Origin of the sequence: Corynebacterium breve (genome assembly GCF_030252165.1) — a bacterium.
GTDB lineage: Bacteria > Actinomycetota > Actinomycetes > Mycobacteriales > Mycobacteriaceae > Corynebacterium > Corynebacterium breve.
Genome location: NZ_CP126969.1, coordinates 1,120,784 through 1,137,333, shown reverse-complemented (window position 1 = coordinate 1,137,333; position 16,550 = coordinate 1,120,784). Strand labels below are relative to the sequence as shown.

Sequence of the window (16,550 nt, the reverse complement as noted above, 5' to 3'; positions counted from 1 at the left end):
TCCCCGTGAAAAACTTTGACTCTCTCTTTGCCGAACTCACTCAACGCGCTGCCGAGCGCCCAGAAGGCTCCTCTACCGTAGAGGCGCTGGACAAGGGAGTGCATACCATCGGCAAAAAGGTCATCGAAGAGGCTGGCGAAGTATGGATTGCTGCAGAGTACCAATCTGACGAAGAGTTGGCTGAAGAAATGAGCCAGCTCATCTACTGGACCCAGGTCATGATGGTCGCTCGTGGGCTGACCCCGGACGACATCTATAAGTACCTCTAACGCCCACCTAACTCTTAAGAAAGAAGATCATGATTAAGATCGCTGTCCCTAATAAGGGTGCGTTGTCCGAGGCTGCATCCGACATCCTGCATGAGGCGGGCTACCGCGGCCGTGGAATGACCAAAGCGTTGAACATCTTCGACGCTGAGAATCAGGTGGAGTTCTTCTTTCTCCGCCCCAAGGACATCGCGATCTATGTTGCGGCCGGACACTTAGACCTTGGCATCACTGGGCGAGACCTTGCCCAAGATTCTCGAGCTGAGGTAGAGGAAGCGATGACACTGGGGTTCGGTGGATCCACCTTCCGCTTCGCCGCCCCTGCGGACGAGGAATGGACTCTTGAAGCGCTGCAGGACAAGCGCATTGCAACCTCGTACCCGCATTTGGTCGAAGATTACCTCGGCGAGCGCGACATCACCGCCGAAGTTATCCGCCTTGATGGTGCCGTGGAGATCTCGATCAAGTTGGGTGTCGCGGATGCGATTGCCGATGTTGTGTCTACAGGTGCGACATTGCGGCAGCACGGACTAGCCCCATTTGCTGACCCCATCGTGGCCAGTGAGGCGGTCGTCGTAAAGCGCAAAGGCGTAGACCTTAACCAGGAGCAAGAGGTTTTGCTCCGTCGCATTAACGGCATCCTTAACGCTCGCCACTATCTCATGATCGACTACAACATTGATCGGGAGAATCTGCCTGCAGCCACAGCAATTACCCCGGGCCTATCGGGCCCAACCGTGTCGCCACTATCTCGAGACGGATGGGTCGCTGTGCGCGCAATGGTTCCACGCAAACGTGCAAACGCGTTGATGGACCAATTGGCGGAGGTTGGCGCTGAAGCGATCCTTGCTTCGGATTTGCGCATCGCTCGAATTTAAACACAAGTACGATATTGGAGAGATCAACGAAAGGAACTCCCACCGTGCAAACGCGTACCGAAGAAGATTTGCTGGGCACCGTCGAGGTCCCTGCCGACAAGTACTACGGCGTCCATACACTCCGTGCAATTGACAACTTTCAGATTTCCCGTAACACGATCAACGATTTCCCTCAGTTCATTCGTGGCATGGTACAGGTAAAGAAGGCGGCGGCGATGGCTAACCGTCGCCTTCATACGTTGCCTAAGGATAAGGCAGATGCCATTGTTCAGGCGTGCGATCTGATCCTCGATGAAGGTCGCTGCATGGATCAGTTCCCGATCGATGCCTTCCAAGGTGGCGCTGGTACCTCCCTGAACATGAACACCAACGAGGTAGTCGCAAACCTTGCTTTGGAGATCCTTGGTGAGCCTAAGGGTTCGTACCACATCATCAACCCAAATGATCACGTGAACCTTGGACAATCCACCAACGACGCATACCCTACGGGCCTCAAGCTGGGCGCTTACTACCAAGTGCAGCTGCTTTTGGACGAGTTGGATCAGCTCCAAAATGCTTTCAAGGAGAAGGGGGCAGAGTTTGCCAACGTGTTGAAGATGGGGCGCACCCAGCTTCAAGACGCAGTCCCTATGACTTTGGGGCAGGAGTTCACCGCTCTCGGTGCCAACCTGGCTGAAGAACAGCCAAACATTCAAAAGGCCGCGGAAGGACTGCTGGAAATCAACCTCGGCGGTACCGCCATTGGTACGGGCGTGAATGCGCCCGTGGGCTACCGCGAAGCTGTCACCGATATCCTCCGCGAAAACACGGGGTTAGACATCATCTCGTCGCGAGATCTGATCGAGTCTACTTCTGATGTTGGCAGCTACGTGTGGACCCACTCGGCAATCAAGCGTACTGCGATGAAGATGTCCAAGATCTGTAACGACCTCCGACTACTTTCATCCGGCCCACGCGCGGGCCTCAATGAGATCAACCTGCCGGAGCGTCAGGCTGGCTCGTCGATTATGCCTGCAAAGGTTAACCCGGTCATTCCAGAGGTTGTCAACCAGGTGTGCTTCAAGGTCTTTGGTAACGATGTCACGATCTCTATGGCTGGTGAAGCAGGTCAGCTGCAGCTTAACGTCATGGAACCAGTCATGGCTGAGGCCTTCTTCGAATCGGTCCAGACGATGACCAACGCGGCAAAGACCTTGCGTGAAAAGTGCGTCACCGGAATCACTGCAAACGAGAAGGTCTGCGAAGGTTTCGTGAACAACTCGATCGGTATCATCACGTACCTCAACCCGATCATCGGTCACCACAATGGAGATTTGATCGGAAAAGAGGCGGCAGCAACCGGTCGTGGTGTTCGCGAACTAGTACTTGAGAAGGGGCTTCTCGACGAAGCTACTCTCAACGAGCTGCTGAGCAAGGAAAACCTGATGAAGCCTGAGTACCGTGGCAAGCTTTACTTGGATGACGAAGCGTAGTTTCCCGCGCAGTCTGTGAAAGGTCCCGCTGGCCATGCCGGCGGGACCTTTTGCGTGGAGTAGTGAGATATTTCTCAATATAATATGACCTAAGCCGAGTGGATCTAGACTTGAGTTGTTCCACCAATGTCTTTCTATTGAATCTAGTAAGGATTCCTGATGCTCCTCGCACTCCACCTGATCATCCTATTCGGGGCGATCATCCTTGGCGCAAGACTCGGGTCCATCGCAATTGGTTTTGCTGGCGGACTGGGCGTTCTGTTCCTTGGCCTGTCCGGTATGACGGTCACAGCTGAAGATATTCCGTTTGATGTCGTCGGAATTATTATGTGTGTGATCGCCGCGATTGCAGCGATGCAGCGCGCTGGAGGCATGGACTATTTGGTCCATCTTGCAGAGCGTTTTCTGCGTCGCAACCCAAAGCGCATCACTCTCTACGCGCCGATTGTGACATGGCTTATGACTGTCTTCGCAGGCACAGGCCACACGGCATTTTCCACACTGCCAGTCATCGTCGAGGTAGCCAAGGAGGGAAAAGTCCGTCCTTCCCGTCCGCTGTCGGTAGCGGTGATTTCTTCACAGATGGCAATCGTTGCGTCTCCAATTTCCGCTGCAGTTGTGTTCATGGCTGATCTTCTGGAACCGCACGGAGTGGGCTACCTACAGCTCCTCGGTGTCATGCTTCCAGCCACATTCCTAGCCATTTTCCCAACAGCTTGGGTAGCTAATCGCATGGGCAAGGATTTGGACAAAGATCCGGTTTACCTCGATCGCTTGGAGAGGAACCTCGTCGGTAAGCCGGTGCCTGCCAGTGAGTACGTGGCTCCAAAAGGCGCAAAGGCTTCCGTAGGAATTTTCCTACTCGCGATCGTGCTAGTGATGGGGTACGCCACGGCAATCTCGGAGCAGTTTGCTCTGATCGCCAATCCAACAATCCCGCGCAACGAGGCGATCATGGCGATTATGCTCGCAGCGGCGACAATCATCGTGTTGATCACTAAGATTCCTGCCGCAGAGATCCTAGGCACTCAGGTATTCCGCTCGGGCATGTCCGCAGCCGTGTGCGTGCTCGGCGTTGCATGGTTGGGCACGACCTTTATCAATCACTACCTAGACGACATTCAAGTCATTGCAGGTGACGTATTGAAGGCGCAACCGTGGTTGCTAGCGGTCGTTCTGTTCTTCGCTGCCGCGTTGCTGTACTCCCAGGCATCTACGGCGAAAGCACTCATGCCGGCGGCGCTGGCCATTGGTGTCAGCCCGCTCACCGCAGTTGCTGCATTGCCGGCAGTCTGTGCGCTGTTCGTTCTACCGACCTATCCGACTCTGCTCGCAGCAGTGGAGATGGATGATACGGGCTCGACCAAAATCGGCAAGTACGTTTTCAACCATCCATTCCTGATACCGGGTGTGGTATGTATCACTGTCGCGGTGCTGTTGGGATATGTTCTCGGCGGCGTAATACTCTAGATGCATGCTCTCTGACGTTTCCATTGCCCAAGCCCATAACCTCGAGCCAATCACCGACATCGCCAAGCGCGTAGGTATCGACGACGAAGCGCTCATTCCCTACGGTCACCACATGGCCAAGGTTGATCTATCCAAGATCAGGAAATCCGACACACCGGGCAAGATCATTCTTGTCACCGGCGTGTCTCCGACCCCCGCCGGCGAGGGAAAGTCCACCGTCCTGATCGGGCTGACGGATGCGATGGCAAAGCTTGGACACAAGGCAATGGTTGCTCTCCGCGAACCTTCACTTGGCCCCGTTATGGGCATTAAAGGCGGTGCTGCCGGTGGTGGCTACTCCCAGGTTGTCCCAATGGAAAACATCAACCTGCACTTCACCGGAGACTTCCATGCGATCACTTCTGCCAACAACACGCTGGCGGCATTGATCGACAACCACATCCAGCAGGGCAATGCGCTGAACATCGATCCCCGTCGCATCACTTGGCAGCGGTGCCTGGATGTCAACGACCGCTCACTGCGGCACGTCGTCACCGGCCTCGGCGGACCTAAACAAGGAGTTCCGACGGAAACTCGCTTTACGATTACGGCTGCTTCCGAAATCATGGCAGTGCTTGGCTTGGCTACAGATTTGGAAGATCTCAAGGCGCGGATCGCGAACTTAACGGTTGGCTTTACTTACGACGACGAACCAGTCACAGCGGGAGATCTCGGTGCCCAAGGTGCCCTGTCCGCACTCTTGAAGGACGCGATCAACCCCAACCTGGTTCAAACGCTCGGTGGCACGCCAGCTTTGATCCACGGCGGACCATTTGCCAATATCGCCCACGGCTGCAATACCTTGATCGCGACCACCACTGCGCAGCAGTACGCCGACATCGTTCTTACCGAGGCTGGTTTTGGATCCGATCTTGGCGCCGAGAAGTTTTTCGATATCAAATCTCGCTATGGCAACTTCGATGTCGCAGGTACTGTCATCGTCACCACAATCCGTTCCATGAAGTACAACGGTGGCGTAGCTCGTGAAGATCTAACCAACGAGAACCTAGAAGCGCTGAAGTCGGGCATCGTGAACTTGGAGCGACATGTGGAAAACATCCGCAAGTTCGGAGTCAAGCCTGTCGTCGCAGTTAATTTGTTTACCAGCGATACAGAAGCAGAACGCGAGTTTATGCGCCAGTGGGCCGATCAGTTCGGCGTTGCTCTCGCCGAGGCAAACGTCTGGGCGGAAGGTGGCGACGGTGCGATCCAACTCGCTGAAACTGTCCTGGACAATTTGGTGGAATCTTCGGCACCTTTGTACGACAACGACAAGGGCGTGGAAGCAGCGATTGAAACCATCGCGCGCGAGATTTACCACGCAGATCGCGTCGAGTACTCTAACCAGGCTCGCAAGGATTTGGAGACGATCAAGAAGAACAGCTGGTACACCTTGCCGGTATGCATCTCGAAGACTCAATACTCCTTTAGCGACGACCCGAAGGCACTGGGAGCCCCCGAGGGACACACTTTGCACGTGCGGGAGCTCTTGCCACGCACAGGCGCTGGCTTCATCGTGGCGTTGACTGGCGCAGTGATGACCATGCCGGGGCTTGGCAAGAAGCCAGCAGCCGACGGTATTGACGTGATTGACGGGAAGATTACCGGGCTGTTTTAGTCCTGCGTGACGTCCGCCGTCGACCCTGGCCAACCAGGGTAGGGCGGCGGAGTACCACCGAACTCCGGGCACAAGCTTTGGAAAGAACACCAGCCACACAACTTTGACTTCTGCGTTCTAAAGCGGCCGGATTTTCCGTCTCCTTCAATCTTTGACCACAAATCGCCAAGATCGCGCTCGAAGTACTCCAGCTCTTCCTTGGAGGGTGCAAGAAACATCGAGTCAATGACCTTCAGGTACATCAGCCGCAGCTGAGTTGGCACGGTGTTGAATAGGCGCCAGTAAACCAGCGCGTAAAAGCGCATCTGGAACTGCGCGTCCGCAGAATAGCGGGGGAGAGGCTTCTTTCCGGTCTTATAGTCGACAACGCGGACTTCACCAGTGGGGGCGACATCGACGCGGTCGATAAAGCCGCGAACTGGCACACCGTTGGGCAGCACAGTGTCAACGTAGAGCTCTTGCTCCGTGGAGTCGAAGGCCGCGGGGTTCTCCATCTCAAAATAGTCGCGCACTAGAGAACGAGCTTCGATGAAAAAGGCCTGCTCGTCGTCGACAAGCGCCGCAATATCGGGATCACTGTCCAGCATTTTCTCCCAGTTGGGCTTAATGCGTTTCACCGCGGCGGGGTAGGTTCTTTCCTCGCGCGCCCAGCCGTGCACGTCCTCCAAAACAGCATGCACAAGTGTTCCCTTTACCTGCGCAAGCGTCTTTTCTTCGGGGAGCCGGTCGATCGTGCGGAAGCGATACAAAAGCGGACACTGGTTGTAATCGGAAGCTCGGGACGGTGAAAGGGCGATTGGTCGTGGAGTCATGATGTTCTTCATCATAGAGTGTAAAGGTATGGACTCTATTCGCGACTTCCTCGATTTCGTTTCAGCTTCACCCTCCGCGTTCCATGCTGCACGGGAGGTAGCGGATCGGCTCACGTCTCATGGGTTTTCAGAAGACACACTCGTTTCCCCCGGAGGCCACGTCCTTGTCGATGGAGGCGCCGTAATCGCTTGGTGGATCCCCGATGTGCCCAACCCGGCGTTCCGCATCGTCGGCTCTCACACTGATTCACCTGGCTTGATGCTCAAGCCGCAGCCCGATTTCACGTCGCATGGATTCCATCAACTTGCCGTTGAGGTTTACGGTGGACCGATCCTAGCTAGTTGGTTTGATCGCGAGCTCTCGTTCGCTGGGCGCATTGTGCTTGCCGACGGCACACAACGCTTGGTGGAAACTGGGCCTATCGCGCGCGTTCCACACCTAGCAATTCACCTCGAGCGCACCAACGAGTTAAAGCCGGATAAGCAGGTCCACATGCAGCCGGTCATGTCGGTTGCACAGGGGGACTCGATTATGGATGTCATCGCGGATGCTGCCGACGTGGACAAACACTACATCATGGCGCACGAGATGATCAGCGTGGATACCCACGAGGGAGTGGTTTTCAATGATCTCATCGCTGCAGGCCGAATGGACAACCTGACCAGTGTTTACGCGTCGATGCAAGCGATGATCAATGCCAAAGAGGACACGCACGACATCATTGTGATGGCTGCATTCAATCATGAGGAAGTAGGCTCTCAAACTACTACAGGCGCCGGTGGGCCACTGCTAGAACGTGTGCTGAATCGCATCGCTGTCGAATATGGGGATCCGATGGAAATGCTGGCTTCCTCAACCATGGTGTCCGCCGATGCGGCGCATTCTCTTCACCCGAATTATGCCTCCAAGCACGACCCAACCCACCAGCCATTGCTCAACGAAGGTCCTGTGCTCAAGATTAACGCCAACCAGCGTTATGCCTCCGATGCAGTGACCGAAGCGCTGTGGATGCGCGCCTGCCAGGCGGTCGACGTTCCGGTACAAACTTTTGTGGGAAACAACGCCGTTCCGTGCGGATCGACTATCGGACCGATTGCGGCCACAAGGCTCGGTATCCCAACGGTGGATGTAGGAGTCCCGCTGCTGTCCATGCACTCGGCACGCGAACTTGCAGGCGTACAAGACCAAATATGGTTTACGAAGGCACTTACGGCATACTTAACCGGAAACTAGAGGAGGATCCTGCATGTATTCCGGACCATTTAAGGCTGGCGACAAAGTTCAGCTCACTGATGCTAAACAACGACACTTCACCATCGAATTGGTTGAGGGGGCTGAGTACCACACCCACAAGGGCTCCATTGCACACGACGATATTATCGGTGCCGATGAGGGGTCGGTCGTGCAGTCTTCAATGGGTTCGGATTACCTGTGTTTCCGTCACCTTCTGGTTGACCACGTACTTTCCATGCCTCGTGGCGCTGCAGTGATCTATCCGAAAGATGCGGCACAGATCATTGTGGAGGGCGACATTTTTATGGGTGCGCGCGTGCTTGAGGCCGGGGCAGGCTCCGGTGCGCTCACGATGAATCTGCTGCGCGCGGTCGGCCCGGAAGGGCACGTGTTTTCATATGAAATCCGCGAAGACCACCTGGCTTTTGCTAAAGACAACGTGGCCGACTACTACCGCGGTACCCCTGAATGGTGGACCCCGCGATTGGGTGACTTTGGCGAGGTCACTGTCGACGATCTCGGCGGGCAGGTCGACCGGGTGATTTTGGACATGGTCGAGCCATGGCATTTCATCGACACTGTAAAGAACGTTCTCATCCCCGGCGGCGTGTTCATGACTTATGTGGCTACGGTTCCGCAGCTCATGAACGTGATGGAGGGGATTCGCGAGGCCAAGTGCTTCACCGAGCCACGCGCTTGGGAGACTCTGTTGCGCGAGTGGAAAGTCGAGGGGCTAGCTACCCGCCCTGAGCACCGCATGAATGCCCACACGGCGTTTTTGGTGTGGACTCGTCGTCTAGCAGATGGAGTGACACCACCGCGCCCGCAGCGGAAGGCGCGTCGCTAAGCTGAATATATGACTTCCGTGGATACTGCCGCCGAGAACCGGGAACTCAAGCGCAAGGTACAGGCGCTGTCGTCGCGAAACGCGAAGCTTGCCGAGTTGTTGAAGTTTTCTCGCGACAACTTGTCTAGCCTCCACGCAGAAATCGATCAGTTAGGTGAGCCCGCCTCGACATACGGCATCTTCATGGGCAGTGTGAAGGAAGGCAAGGAGGCCGAAGTCTTCACGTCAGGTCGCCAGATGCGACTGAAAGTCTCTCCGAACCTTTACGGCCAAGAGTTCGAGCCAGGCGCACTGGTTCGACTCGGAGAGGGCCTGGTGATCGTCGAGAATTGCGGGTTGCCCAAGACGGGTACGTTGGCGACACTCCTAGAAAAGGTCGGAGATCAGCGTGCGATTGTCTGCGATCAAAATGGCAATGAGTCGTTGGTGCTACTCACCGACAAGATCCAGACCGAGGCGCGTGCCGGTGATACTGTGCTCACGGACTACAAGGCTGGTTTCGCCTTCGAGAGGGTTGAGAAGACTGAGGTCGCGCAGCTCTCTCTCGAAGAGGTTCCCGATGTTACTTACGACGACATCGGTGGCCTCGCGCCGCAGATTGAGGCGATCCGCGATTCTGTCGAGCTGCCTTTCTCGCACCCAGAGCTATACCGCGAATTTGATTTGAAGCCGCCGAAGGGATTGTTGCTCTACGGCCCTCCGGGCTGCGGCAAGACGCTGATTGCAAAGGCCGTGGCTAATTCGTTGTCGTCGCGTATCGGTGATGGCGGCAAGTCCTATTTTCTCAACGTCAAAGGGCCCGAGCTGCTGAACAAATTCGTGGGTGAGACCGAGCGCCGGATCAGGTTGATCTTTGAGCGTGCCCGCGAGCTTGCAGGCGATGGGCGCCCGGTAATCGTATTCTTCGATGAAATGGAGTCCATCTTCCGCACCCGTGGTTCTGGAGTGTCTTCGGACATGGAAACCACCGTTGTTCCGCAGTTGTTGACCGAGATCGACGGTGTCGAGGACATTTCAAATGTGATTGTCATTGGCGCGACAAACCGCGAGGAACTCATCGACCCAGCGATTCTGCGCCCAGGTCGTCTTGACATCAAGATCCGAGTCTCCCGACCCGATAGGGAAGGGGCTGCCGATATTTTCGCACGGCATTTGAACGACAAGGTTCCGCACGAAGGCGATATCCAGGATTTGATCGACGCAGCCGTGGGGGGACTGTTCGCTCCGCGGCCCTATGTTCGTCTTGAGCTTGTCGATGGCTCCGTTGAGGTACTGAACTACTCGGATTTCGTTTCCGGGGCGATGATCGCAAATGTTGTAGACCGCGCGAAGAAGCTGGCCATCAAGGATCATATCGCCGGAGTGAGCACTAGTGGACTGACCGCCGAACACCTTCGTCGAGCGGTCGTTGCAGAACAGAACGAGAGTGAAGACCTGCCAAATACCTCCAACCCCGACGAGTGGTCGCGTATCTCGGGAAGAATTGGAAAGAAGGTATTGAACGCCGAAGTAATCGGTTAGGCTGTTACCCATGACACGTTTCATGGGAACAGAGACCGAGTATGGAATCGCAACTCCAACGCACCCTGAAGTGAGCCCGATTGTTACATCGACTCATGCTGTCGTCGCATACGCAGCGATGAACACAGGTGCTCGCTCTCGCTGGGACTACGAGGATGAACACCCGCTCAAGGATGCGCGCGGCTACGACCTGAAGCGCTACAAGACTGTCCCCATCGTGGAACCAGATGCGATCGGCGTAGCCAACGTTGTCACCTCAAACGGTGCTCGCTTTTACGTTGACCACGCCCACCCTGAGTACGCCTCGCCCGAGGCATCTAACGCCTGGGACGCCATGATTTACGATGCCGCCGGCGATCATATTTTGAACCAGGCAGCAGCAGAAATCCAAGATCTGTATGACCAGGACATCTCAGTCCTGTTCCGCCACGATCCATGCCCTCCGATCAAAATCTATAAGAACAATGTGGACGGCAAGGGCGCATCCTACGGATCACATGAGAATTACCAATACTCCCGCAAAACTGACTTTGAGGTGCTGACCCAAGCGATTCTGCCGTTCTTTGTCACTCGACAAATCATCATTGGCGCGGGTCGCGTTGGCATTGGAGAGACCGGCGAGATTGATGGCTTCCAGATCTCTCAACGCGCAGACTATTTCTTCCAGGAAGTTTCCCTCGAGACAACGCTGAACCGCGGCATTGTGAATTCGCGCGATGAGCCACATGCCAACGCTGTTCACTACTGTCGTCTGCACACCATCATCGGTGATGCCAACATGTCTCAGTATTCAAACTTCCTCAAGATGGGGATGACCAAGCTGGTCATCGATGCGGTCGAGGCTGGCGTGGATTTTTCCGATCTGAAACTCAAAGATAGCGTCGCAGAGCTCAAGGCAGTTAGCCACGATCCGACGTTGCAACACAAGGTCGCGCTCGTTGACGGACGCGCTCTTTCTGCCCTTGAGATGCAGCGAATTTACCTCGGACGCGTGAAGGCAGAAGACGACATCGACCAGAAGGTCATCGATCTGTGGGGCGAGATTCTCGACGACCTCGAGCGAGATCCGCTTTCCACCGCTGATCGACTCGACTGGACAGCCAAGTATGCCTTGATCCAGCGCTATGTTGCTCGCGGCTTGTCTATGGGGGATCCGAAGATCAAGCTGATCGACTTGCAGTACGCCGACATCGACCCTGCTAAGTCCCTCTATCACGCGCTTGTGCGCAGCGGTCGGATGAAGACGTTGGTCAGCGCCGACGTGATCGAGCAAGCAGCCCAGCTCCCGCCCGAGGATTCACGCGCCTACTTCCGTGGCATGATTAGCGCCAGGTTCGGCGAAAACGTGGTCGCCTCCAGTTGGCAGACCGTCATTGTGAATACAGGCGACAAGGTGGCGAAGATTGGCATCGACAATGTGCGTGGCTTCACCCGAAACGAAATTGGCGACATTTTTGACAAGGCGGAAACGATAGACGATGTTATCCAGGCCCTAGACAAGCCCGGAAACGAAGGCCTCGTGCAGTACGTTCGCCGCTAATCCACACCTACACCGTCCCGGTTACTAAGCTGGGACGCAGCAACAACTAGCACTACCGACGAAGGAGTCACCATGGCAAACCAGCAGCAAATCCAGCCACAGGGTAGCGGAGGCGGAGACGAGTCGCTTGACGATGTCAGCGCAGGCCAGGTGCAGATCAATACCACCGGCACCGACGACTTGCTCGACGAAATTGACGGTCTGCTCGAGACCAACGCTGAAGAGTTCGTCCGTTCCTTCGTACAAAAGGGCGGCCAGTGAGCCCAGTATTCGCTCGACGCATCACTGGCGTCGAGACCGAGTTCGGTATTACCGCCACACGTGATGGTCGCGCCGTACTCGGTCCCGAGGAGGTTGCTCGCTACCTCTTTCGCCCGATCGTCGCCAAGTATCGTAGCTCGAACATCTTCACCAGTTCGGCGGCGCGTTTGTACCTCGACGTTGGCTCGCATCCTGAGTACGCGACAGCCGAGTGCGACAGCCTGACGCAGCTTCTTAACCACGATAAGGCCGGCGAGGTGATCTATCACCGTTTGGCTTTGCAGGCTGAACAGGCGCTTGCCGACGACGGCATCGGCGGACAGGTCTACCTGTTCAAAAACAACGTGGATTCCATGGGCAATTCTTATGGCGCTCACGAGAACTACTTGATCAGCCGCGAGATGGTTCTGAAGTCTCTAGGCAAGCAAATGTTGCCTTTCATGATCACCCGACAGCTGATCTGCGGTGCTGGAATGATCAAAGATGGTCAGTTCGTCCTCTCGCAGCGTGCTGACCAGGTGTGGGAGGGAGTTTCATCCGCCACCACACGTACTCGTCCGGTGATCAACACGCGTGATGAACCGCACGGAGACTCACACCGTTTCAGGCGTATGCACGTCATCGTGGGGGACTCCAACATGTCGGAAACCACCTTCGCCCTAAAGATTGGCTCGACTTTGCTCCTGCTGGAGATGCTTGAAGCTGACTTCGAGCTGGCGAGTTGGGAGCTGGAGAATCCAATCAACGAGATCCGCAAGATCGCTGCCGATCCCACTGGGCTTACTCCACTCAAGCTTGTTACTGGTGAAACCGTGACAGCACTGGAAGTGCAGCGCGGCATCTTGGAATCTGCGAAGCGCTGGCTCGAAGTTCGTCCTGATGAAGGCACTCCGAACGAGGAGATGGCACGTGTTGTCGATTTGTGGGAGCGAACTCTCACTGCAATTGATAGCCAGGACTTCTCTGGCGTTGACACCGAAATCGACTGGGTGATCAAGCGCAAGCTGCTTGAACAGTACAAGAACAAGCTGGCCTGCGATTGGACTCATCCGAAGCTCGCTCACATCGACTTGGCGTACCACGACATCCACCCAGAGCGCAGCCTGTTCTACCTTCTCCAGCGCAAGGGTCTTGCTGCGCGTTGGACTACCGACGAGGCGATCGTTCATGCTGCCGATACGGCGCCAGAAACTACGCGGGCACACTTGCGTGGCCAGTTCCTTGCAGCAGCAGAGGAGACTGGCGCGGCGATTTCTGTCGATTGGGTGCATATGAAGGCGGAACGACCCGAGCCTCGCACTGTCGAACTTTTGGATCCGTTTCTCACAGAGGACGCACAAGTTGACGAGTTGATCGCATACATGCGGGAAAATCAGGAAGCGAAGTAATTAGGCGAGATGGCAGTTGAGGATGAGGCAGTCGAGCGCCTGACTAATTTAACGTTCGCACTCCTTGGCGCCGAACGCCCGAAAACCTACGAATGGGTGCGCAACCGCGTGACGGGCTACCACGACAAAACCGAGGAAGCCTTTAGCCGAATGCTACTCCGCGACATCGCATCTATTCGTCGCGCTGGTGTCCCCGCACGGATGGAGAACGGACTCGTTTGGGTAGACAAGGACTCTTACGAACTAGCGCCCGTAGAATTCACCGATGCCGAAGCAACTGTCTTGGGCCTCGCTGGTGACCTTGGTCAGCAGGGAAGCCTCGGAGCCTTTGCTCGGTCTGGTTGGACGAAGATCGCTGCGTCTGGCGCTACGCGTTCGTTTAACGATGCGCCGTTGTCCGCAGTAGATAACGACATTCTGCGGCTGTCAGCGGAAACAGTCCAATCGGTAGCGGCCTGTGTTCGCAACAACACCCGCATGAGCTTTGACTATCGGCCGACGCCCACCGCTGAAAAGCAGCGCCGCGTGATGGATCCCTGGGGAATCGTGGCGCTCAACAACCTGGCCTATATCGTTGGATGGGACGTTGATCGCCAGGCTGAGCGCAGCTTTCGTGCGCTTCGGGTCTCTGACATCAAGAAAGTGCGCTCCACCAATTTCATTCCAGCGACACGACCGCTGCAAGACGTTGTCGAGGCATCGATACGCGGGCCACTTGTGGATGCGCGCCTTCGGGTCGTCGACAAGCATGCTCACGATCTAGTGGAACAGGGACGTTTTGATGGCGACGAGCTTGTGATGCAAGGCGTTGAACGTGATTGGCTTGTTCGCACCGCCGTGAGTTTTGCGCCGTATGCTGCAGTGCTTGAACCGGCAGAGGTGCGTGACGAGGTGCTTGGGTTGCTCAAGGAGGCGACAAGCGATGAAGGATAACCCGCGCAAGCTGGAGGGCTTGGTTCAGTCACTCAACTTAGTGCCGTACTTGCAAAAGCACCCCGGGGCCACGCCGATGGAGGTAGCGCGTGACCTCGGCATGTCGAACACTCAGGTGATGAGTGCTCTGCAGCGATTGCGCCTCTCTGGCGTCGGGCAAGGTCCCGGCGAAATGATCGATCTTGTCGCGGATTGGTCGGGAGTAACCATCGTGGAAGATCAAGGGCTTAATCGCCCATTGCGCCCGACACCAACTGAAGCCAACGCTTTGTTGCTCACTTTGGAGTCTCTGGAAACGATGCCAGGGCTGATCGACCATGCCGCAGTGACCTCCGCGGCGGCAAAGTTGCGCAACATCATGAAGACTCGCGCGGTTCCTGACACGATCCATCCCGCTGAAGCTGGTCCCGCAGCAACAGTTGCTGAGGCGCTCATGAACCGCAAGCAACTTTCCTTGGAGTACTACTCGGCGTCCTCGGACACGACCTCGAGGCGCATCGTGAGCCCTGAGCGACTGTTTCATCAAGACGGCAACACGTATCTCAAGGCTTGGGAAGGGGAGCGGGAGAAGACGTTCCGCCTTGATCGGATCCGCCAGGCAGAGATGCTTGACGACGACTCCTTGGCTAAGCGATCGACATTCGACGACCAAGACCCGTTCGGGTTCGGTGAAGAGAAAGTCGCTGAGTTGCGCCTGCGAGACAGTGCGACCTGGTTGATCGACTACTGGCAGATCGATCTTGGAGAGCGAATGGACAACGGGTGGTGGTCTGCGTCGATGCCCTACGGCAGTGCAGAGTGGTTGATTCGCTTCTCGCTGAGTCAGGCCGACCGCCTCAAAGTGATATCACCGCAGGCAGTAAGTGATGAGGTGTTTCGACGCGCGAAAGAAGCGCTACAGAGTTATGATTCATCGACAGGCCATTCCTGAGCAATCTACAAGTGCTAGATTGGTCAGTTAACGGCAATGCATTACTTTTTGAAAGGCCCTAACCAATGAATCTCGGTTGGATGGAAATCACTCTCATCCTCGTAGTTATCCTGCTGCTCTTCGGCGCAAAGAAGCTGCCAGATCTCGCGCGCTCCGTAGGTCGTTCGGCGCGGATCTTCAAGTCCGAAGTCAATGAGATGAAGGCTGAAAACGCAGAAAAGCCACAGGGTGAGATCGCCGCAGCTGCCCAGCCTGAGCAGGATTTCTGGGAGCGCCCAGAGAACCAGCCAGGCGCTGTTAACGAACAGCCACAGCAGAATAATCCTCAGACCCCACAGAACTAATATCCGTGGCTGAGAAGACGGCTCGCAGGAAAAGAAAACAAAAAAATCCCGACGGCTCGATGCCGCTGGTGGAGCACCTCCAGGAGCTTCGCCGACGAGTCATCTACTCCCTGCTAGCCATGATCGCCGGCACGATCATTGGATTTGCGTGGTATCAAAACGCGCCCTTTGGCCTGTTGTCTTTGGGCGAATTGATCCGTGGACCATACTGTAACCTGCCGGAAGACCTGCGTATGGCCGTCGGTCCAGATGGTGAGTGTCGCTTGCTTGCAACAGGACCATTTGAGATGTTCATGCTGCGCCTCAAGGTTGGTGCCCTAGCTGGCTTGGTTATTTCTTCGCCGTTTTGGTTGTACCAAATCTGGAGCTTTATTACACCAGGTCTGCACAAGAACGAGAAGCGCTACACGCTGTCGTTCGTCTCTCTTGCCGTGATCCTTTTTGTTGCTGGCGCAGTTCTGGCCTACTTCATTCTCGACATCGGTTTGGAGTTTTTGCTCTCCATGGGTGATGAGTTCCAGACCGCGTGGCTTACCGGTGAGCAGTACTATAATTTCGTCCTCGCGCTTATCGTTATTTTCGGCGTAAGCTTCGAGATTCCTTTGATCATCGTGATGCTCAACTTGGCCGGCCTGCTTGAATACGATCAGGTCAAAGACAAGCGTCGCATCATCATCGTGGTCGTGTGTATTTTCGCGGCGTTCATGACGCCAGGCCAGGATCCATTTTCCATGGTGGTTCTCGCCGTAGCAATCAACTTGCTTGTCGAGATGGCTTTGCAGTTCTGTCGCTGGAACGACAAGCGCCAATCACGCGAGCGTCCTGAGTGGATGGACCTTGACGACGACGCTTCGTCTTCATTGAGCGCTGCTGAGAAGCCAAGCCCCGTGGAGGCACCTTCGGCAGTTAGTGCACCTGCGAAGAAGGCCGCCCCGAAGCAAGACACTTCAACTCAGAACTACTTCGACGATGTTTTGTAGCGCATTCATCTAATCT

Annotated in this window: 16 protein-coding genes; 15 read left to right on the top strand and 1 reads right to left on the bottom strand. The window is 55.7% G+C overall.

Features of this window, described 5'->3' with window-relative positions:
- Window positions 1-5 precede the first annotated feature (5 nt).
- From QP027_RS05565 to QP027_RS05545, 5 genes are all read left to right on the top strand, one after another.
- Entirely contained in the window at window positions 6-269 is a 264-nt protein-coding gene (locus tag QP027_RS05565; protein WP_284826663.1) for a phosphoribosyl-ATP diphosphatase, read from the top strand.
- Window positions 270-298: 29 nt separating this feature from the next.
- A complete protein-coding gene (gene hisG / locus QP027_RS05560; protein WP_284826660.1) occupies window positions 299-1,144 on the top strand; it encodes an ATP phosphoribosyltransferase in 846 nt (281 codons plus the stop codon).
- 44 nt (window positions 1,145-1,188) lie between these two features.
- A complete protein-coding gene (gene aspA / locus QP027_RS05555) occupies window positions 1,189-2,616 on the top strand; it encodes an aspartate ammonia-lyase (protein WP_284826658.1) in 1,428 nt (475 codons plus the stop codon).
- 159 nt (window positions 2,617-2,775) lie between these two features.
- A complete protein-coding gene (locus QP027_RS05550) occupies window positions 2,776-4,086 on the top strand; it encodes an anaerobic C4-dicarboxylate transporter (protein WP_284826656.1) in 1,311 nt (436 codons plus the stop codon).
- Window positions 4,087-4,090: 4 nt separating this feature from the next.
- Window positions 4,091-5,743, top strand: coding sequence for a formate--tetrahydrofolate ligase (locus QP027_RS05545; RefSeq protein ID WP_284826655.1), 1,653 nt, complete (start codon window positions 4,091-4,093; stop codon window positions 5,741-5,743).
- Here the strand turns inward: QP027_RS05545 and QP027_RS05540 are convergent.
- Complete coding sequence (locus QP027_RS05540) at window positions 5,740-6,567, bottom strand: RecB family exonuclease (RefSeq protein WP_432418622.1); 828 nt, start codon at window positions 6,565-6,567, stop codon at window positions 5,740-5,742. The genes QP027_RS05545 and QP027_RS05540 overlap by 4 nt on opposite strands.
- Before the next feature lie 16 nt (window positions 6,568-6,583).
- Here QP027_RS05540 and QP027_RS05535 point away from each other — a divergent pair, with 16 nt between their 5' ends.
- The 10 genes from QP027_RS05535 (at window position 6,584) to tatC (ending at window position 16,534) form a co-directional block, all read left to right on the top strand.
- Window positions 6,584-7,789 (top strand): M18 family aminopeptidase, encoded by a 1,206-nt coding sequence (locus QP027_RS05535; RefSeq protein ID WP_284826651.1) that lies wholly within the window; start codon window positions 6,584-6,586, stop codon window positions 7,787-7,789.
- A 13-nt stretch (window positions 7,790-7,802) separates the two neighbouring features.
- Window positions 7,803-8,636 (top strand): tRNA (adenine-N1)-methyltransferase, encoded by an 834-nt coding sequence (locus tag QP027_RS05530; protein WP_284826649.1) that lies wholly within the window; start codon window positions 7,803-7,805, stop codon window positions 8,634-8,636.
- A 9-nt stretch (window positions 8,637-8,645) separates the two neighbouring features.
- Window positions 8,646-10,157 carry a proteasome ATPase gene (arc, locus tag QP027_RS05525; RefSeq protein WP_284826647.1) on the top strand — a complete coding sequence of 504 codons (1,512 nt, stop codon included), beginning with the start codon at window positions 8,646-8,648 and terminating at the stop codon, window positions 10,155-10,157.
- 10 nt (window positions 10,158-10,167) lie between these two features.
- Complete coding sequence (gene dop / locus QP027_RS05520; RefSeq protein ID WP_284826645.1) at window positions 10,168-11,697, top strand: depupylase/deamidase Dop; 1,530 nt, start codon at window positions 10,168-10,170, stop codon at window positions 11,695-11,697.
- Between the two features lie 72 nt (window positions 11,698-11,769).
- The gene (locus QP027_RS05515) at window positions 11,770-11,958 is read left to right on the top strand and encodes a ubiquitin-like protein Pup (RefSeq protein WP_284826643.1); all 189 of its coding nucleotides are present in this window, start codon (window positions 11,770-11,772) and stop codon (window positions 11,956-11,958) included.
- A complete protein-coding gene (gene pafA, locus QP027_RS05510) occupies window positions 11,955-13,346 on the top strand; it encodes a Pup--protein ligase (protein ID WP_284826641.1) in 1,392 nt (463 codons plus the stop codon). Before QP027_RS05515 ends, pafA begins: the two co-directional genes overlap by 4 nt.
- Before the next feature lie 9 nt (window positions 13,347-13,355).
- The gene (locus QP027_RS05505) at window positions 13,356-14,279 is read left to right on the top strand and encodes a helix-turn-helix transcriptional regulator (RefSeq protein WP_284826639.1); all 924 of its coding nucleotides are present in this window, start codon (window positions 13,356-13,358) and stop codon (window positions 14,277-14,279) included.
- Complete coding sequence (locus QP027_RS05500) at window positions 14,269-15,210, top strand: helix-turn-helix transcriptional regulator (RefSeq protein ID WP_284826637.1); 942 nt, start codon at window positions 14,269-14,271, stop codon at window positions 15,208-15,210. Before QP027_RS05505 ends, QP027_RS05500 begins: the two co-directional genes overlap by 11 nt.
- 65 nt (window positions 15,211-15,275) lie before the next feature.
- Window positions 15,276-15,554 carry a Sec-independent protein translocase subunit TatA gene (gene tatA / locus QP027_RS05495; RefSeq protein WP_284826635.1) on the top strand — a complete coding sequence of 93 codons (279 nt, stop codon included), beginning with the start codon at window positions 15,276-15,278 and terminating at the stop codon, window positions 15,552-15,554.
- A gap of 5 nt (window positions 15,555-15,559) precedes the next feature.
- The gene (tatC, locus tag QP027_RS05490; RefSeq protein ID WP_284826633.1) at window positions 15,560-16,534 is read left to right on the top strand and encodes a twin-arginine translocase subunit TatC; all 975 of its coding nucleotides are present in this window, start codon (window positions 15,560-15,562) and stop codon (window positions 16,532-16,534) included.
- Window positions 16,535-16,550: the final 16 nt, after the last annotated feature.

Excerpts from the sequence above, each read along its gene's own strand:
- hisG (WP_284826660.1), top strand. The coding sequence starts at position 299 with ATGATTAAGATCGCTGTCCCTAATAAGGGTGCGTTGTCCGAGGCTGCA.
- QP027_RS05550 (WP_284826656.1), top strand. The coding sequence starts at position 2,776 with ATGCTCCTCGCACTCCACCTGATCATCCTATTCGGGGCGATCATCCTT.
- QP027_RS05545 (WP_284826655.1), top strand. The coding sequence starts at position 4,091 with ATGCTCTCTGACGTTTCCATTGCCCAAGCCCATAACCTCGAGCCAATC.
- QP027_RS05540 (WP_432418622.1), bottom strand. The coding sequence starts at position 6,567 with ATGAAGAACATCATGACTCCACGACCAATCGCCCTTTCACCGTCCCGA.
- QP027_RS05535 (WP_284826651.1), top strand. The coding sequence starts at position 6,584 with ATGGACTCTATTCGCGACTTCCTCGATTTCGTTTCAGCTTCACCCTCC.
- QP027_RS05530 (WP_284826649.1), top strand. The coding sequence starts at position 7,803 with ATGTATTCCGGACCATTTAAGGCTGGCGACAAAGTTCAGCTCACTGAT.
- arc (WP_284826647.1), top strand. The coding sequence starts at position 8,646 with ATGACTTCCGTGGATACTGCCGCCGAGAACCGGGAACTCAAGCGCAAG.
- dop (WP_284826645.1), top strand. The coding sequence starts at position 10,168 with ATGACACGTTTCATGGGAACAGAGACCGAGTATGGAATCGCAACTCCA.
- QP027_RS05515 (WP_284826643.1), top strand. The coding sequence starts at position 11,770 with ATGGCAAACCAGCAGCAAATCCAGCCACAGGGTAGCGGAGGCGGAGAC.
- QP027_RS05505 (WP_284826639.1), top strand. The coding sequence starts at position 13,356 with ATGGCAGTTGAGGATGAGGCAGTCGAGCGCCTGACTAATTTAACGTTC.
- QP027_RS05500 (WP_284826637.1), top strand. The coding sequence starts at position 14,269 with ATGAAGGATAACCCGCGCAAGCTGGAGGGCTTGGTTCAGTCACTCAAC.
- tatA (WP_284826635.1), top strand. The coding sequence starts at position 15,276 with ATGAATCTCGGTTGGATGGAAATCACTCTCATCCTCGTAGTTATCCTG.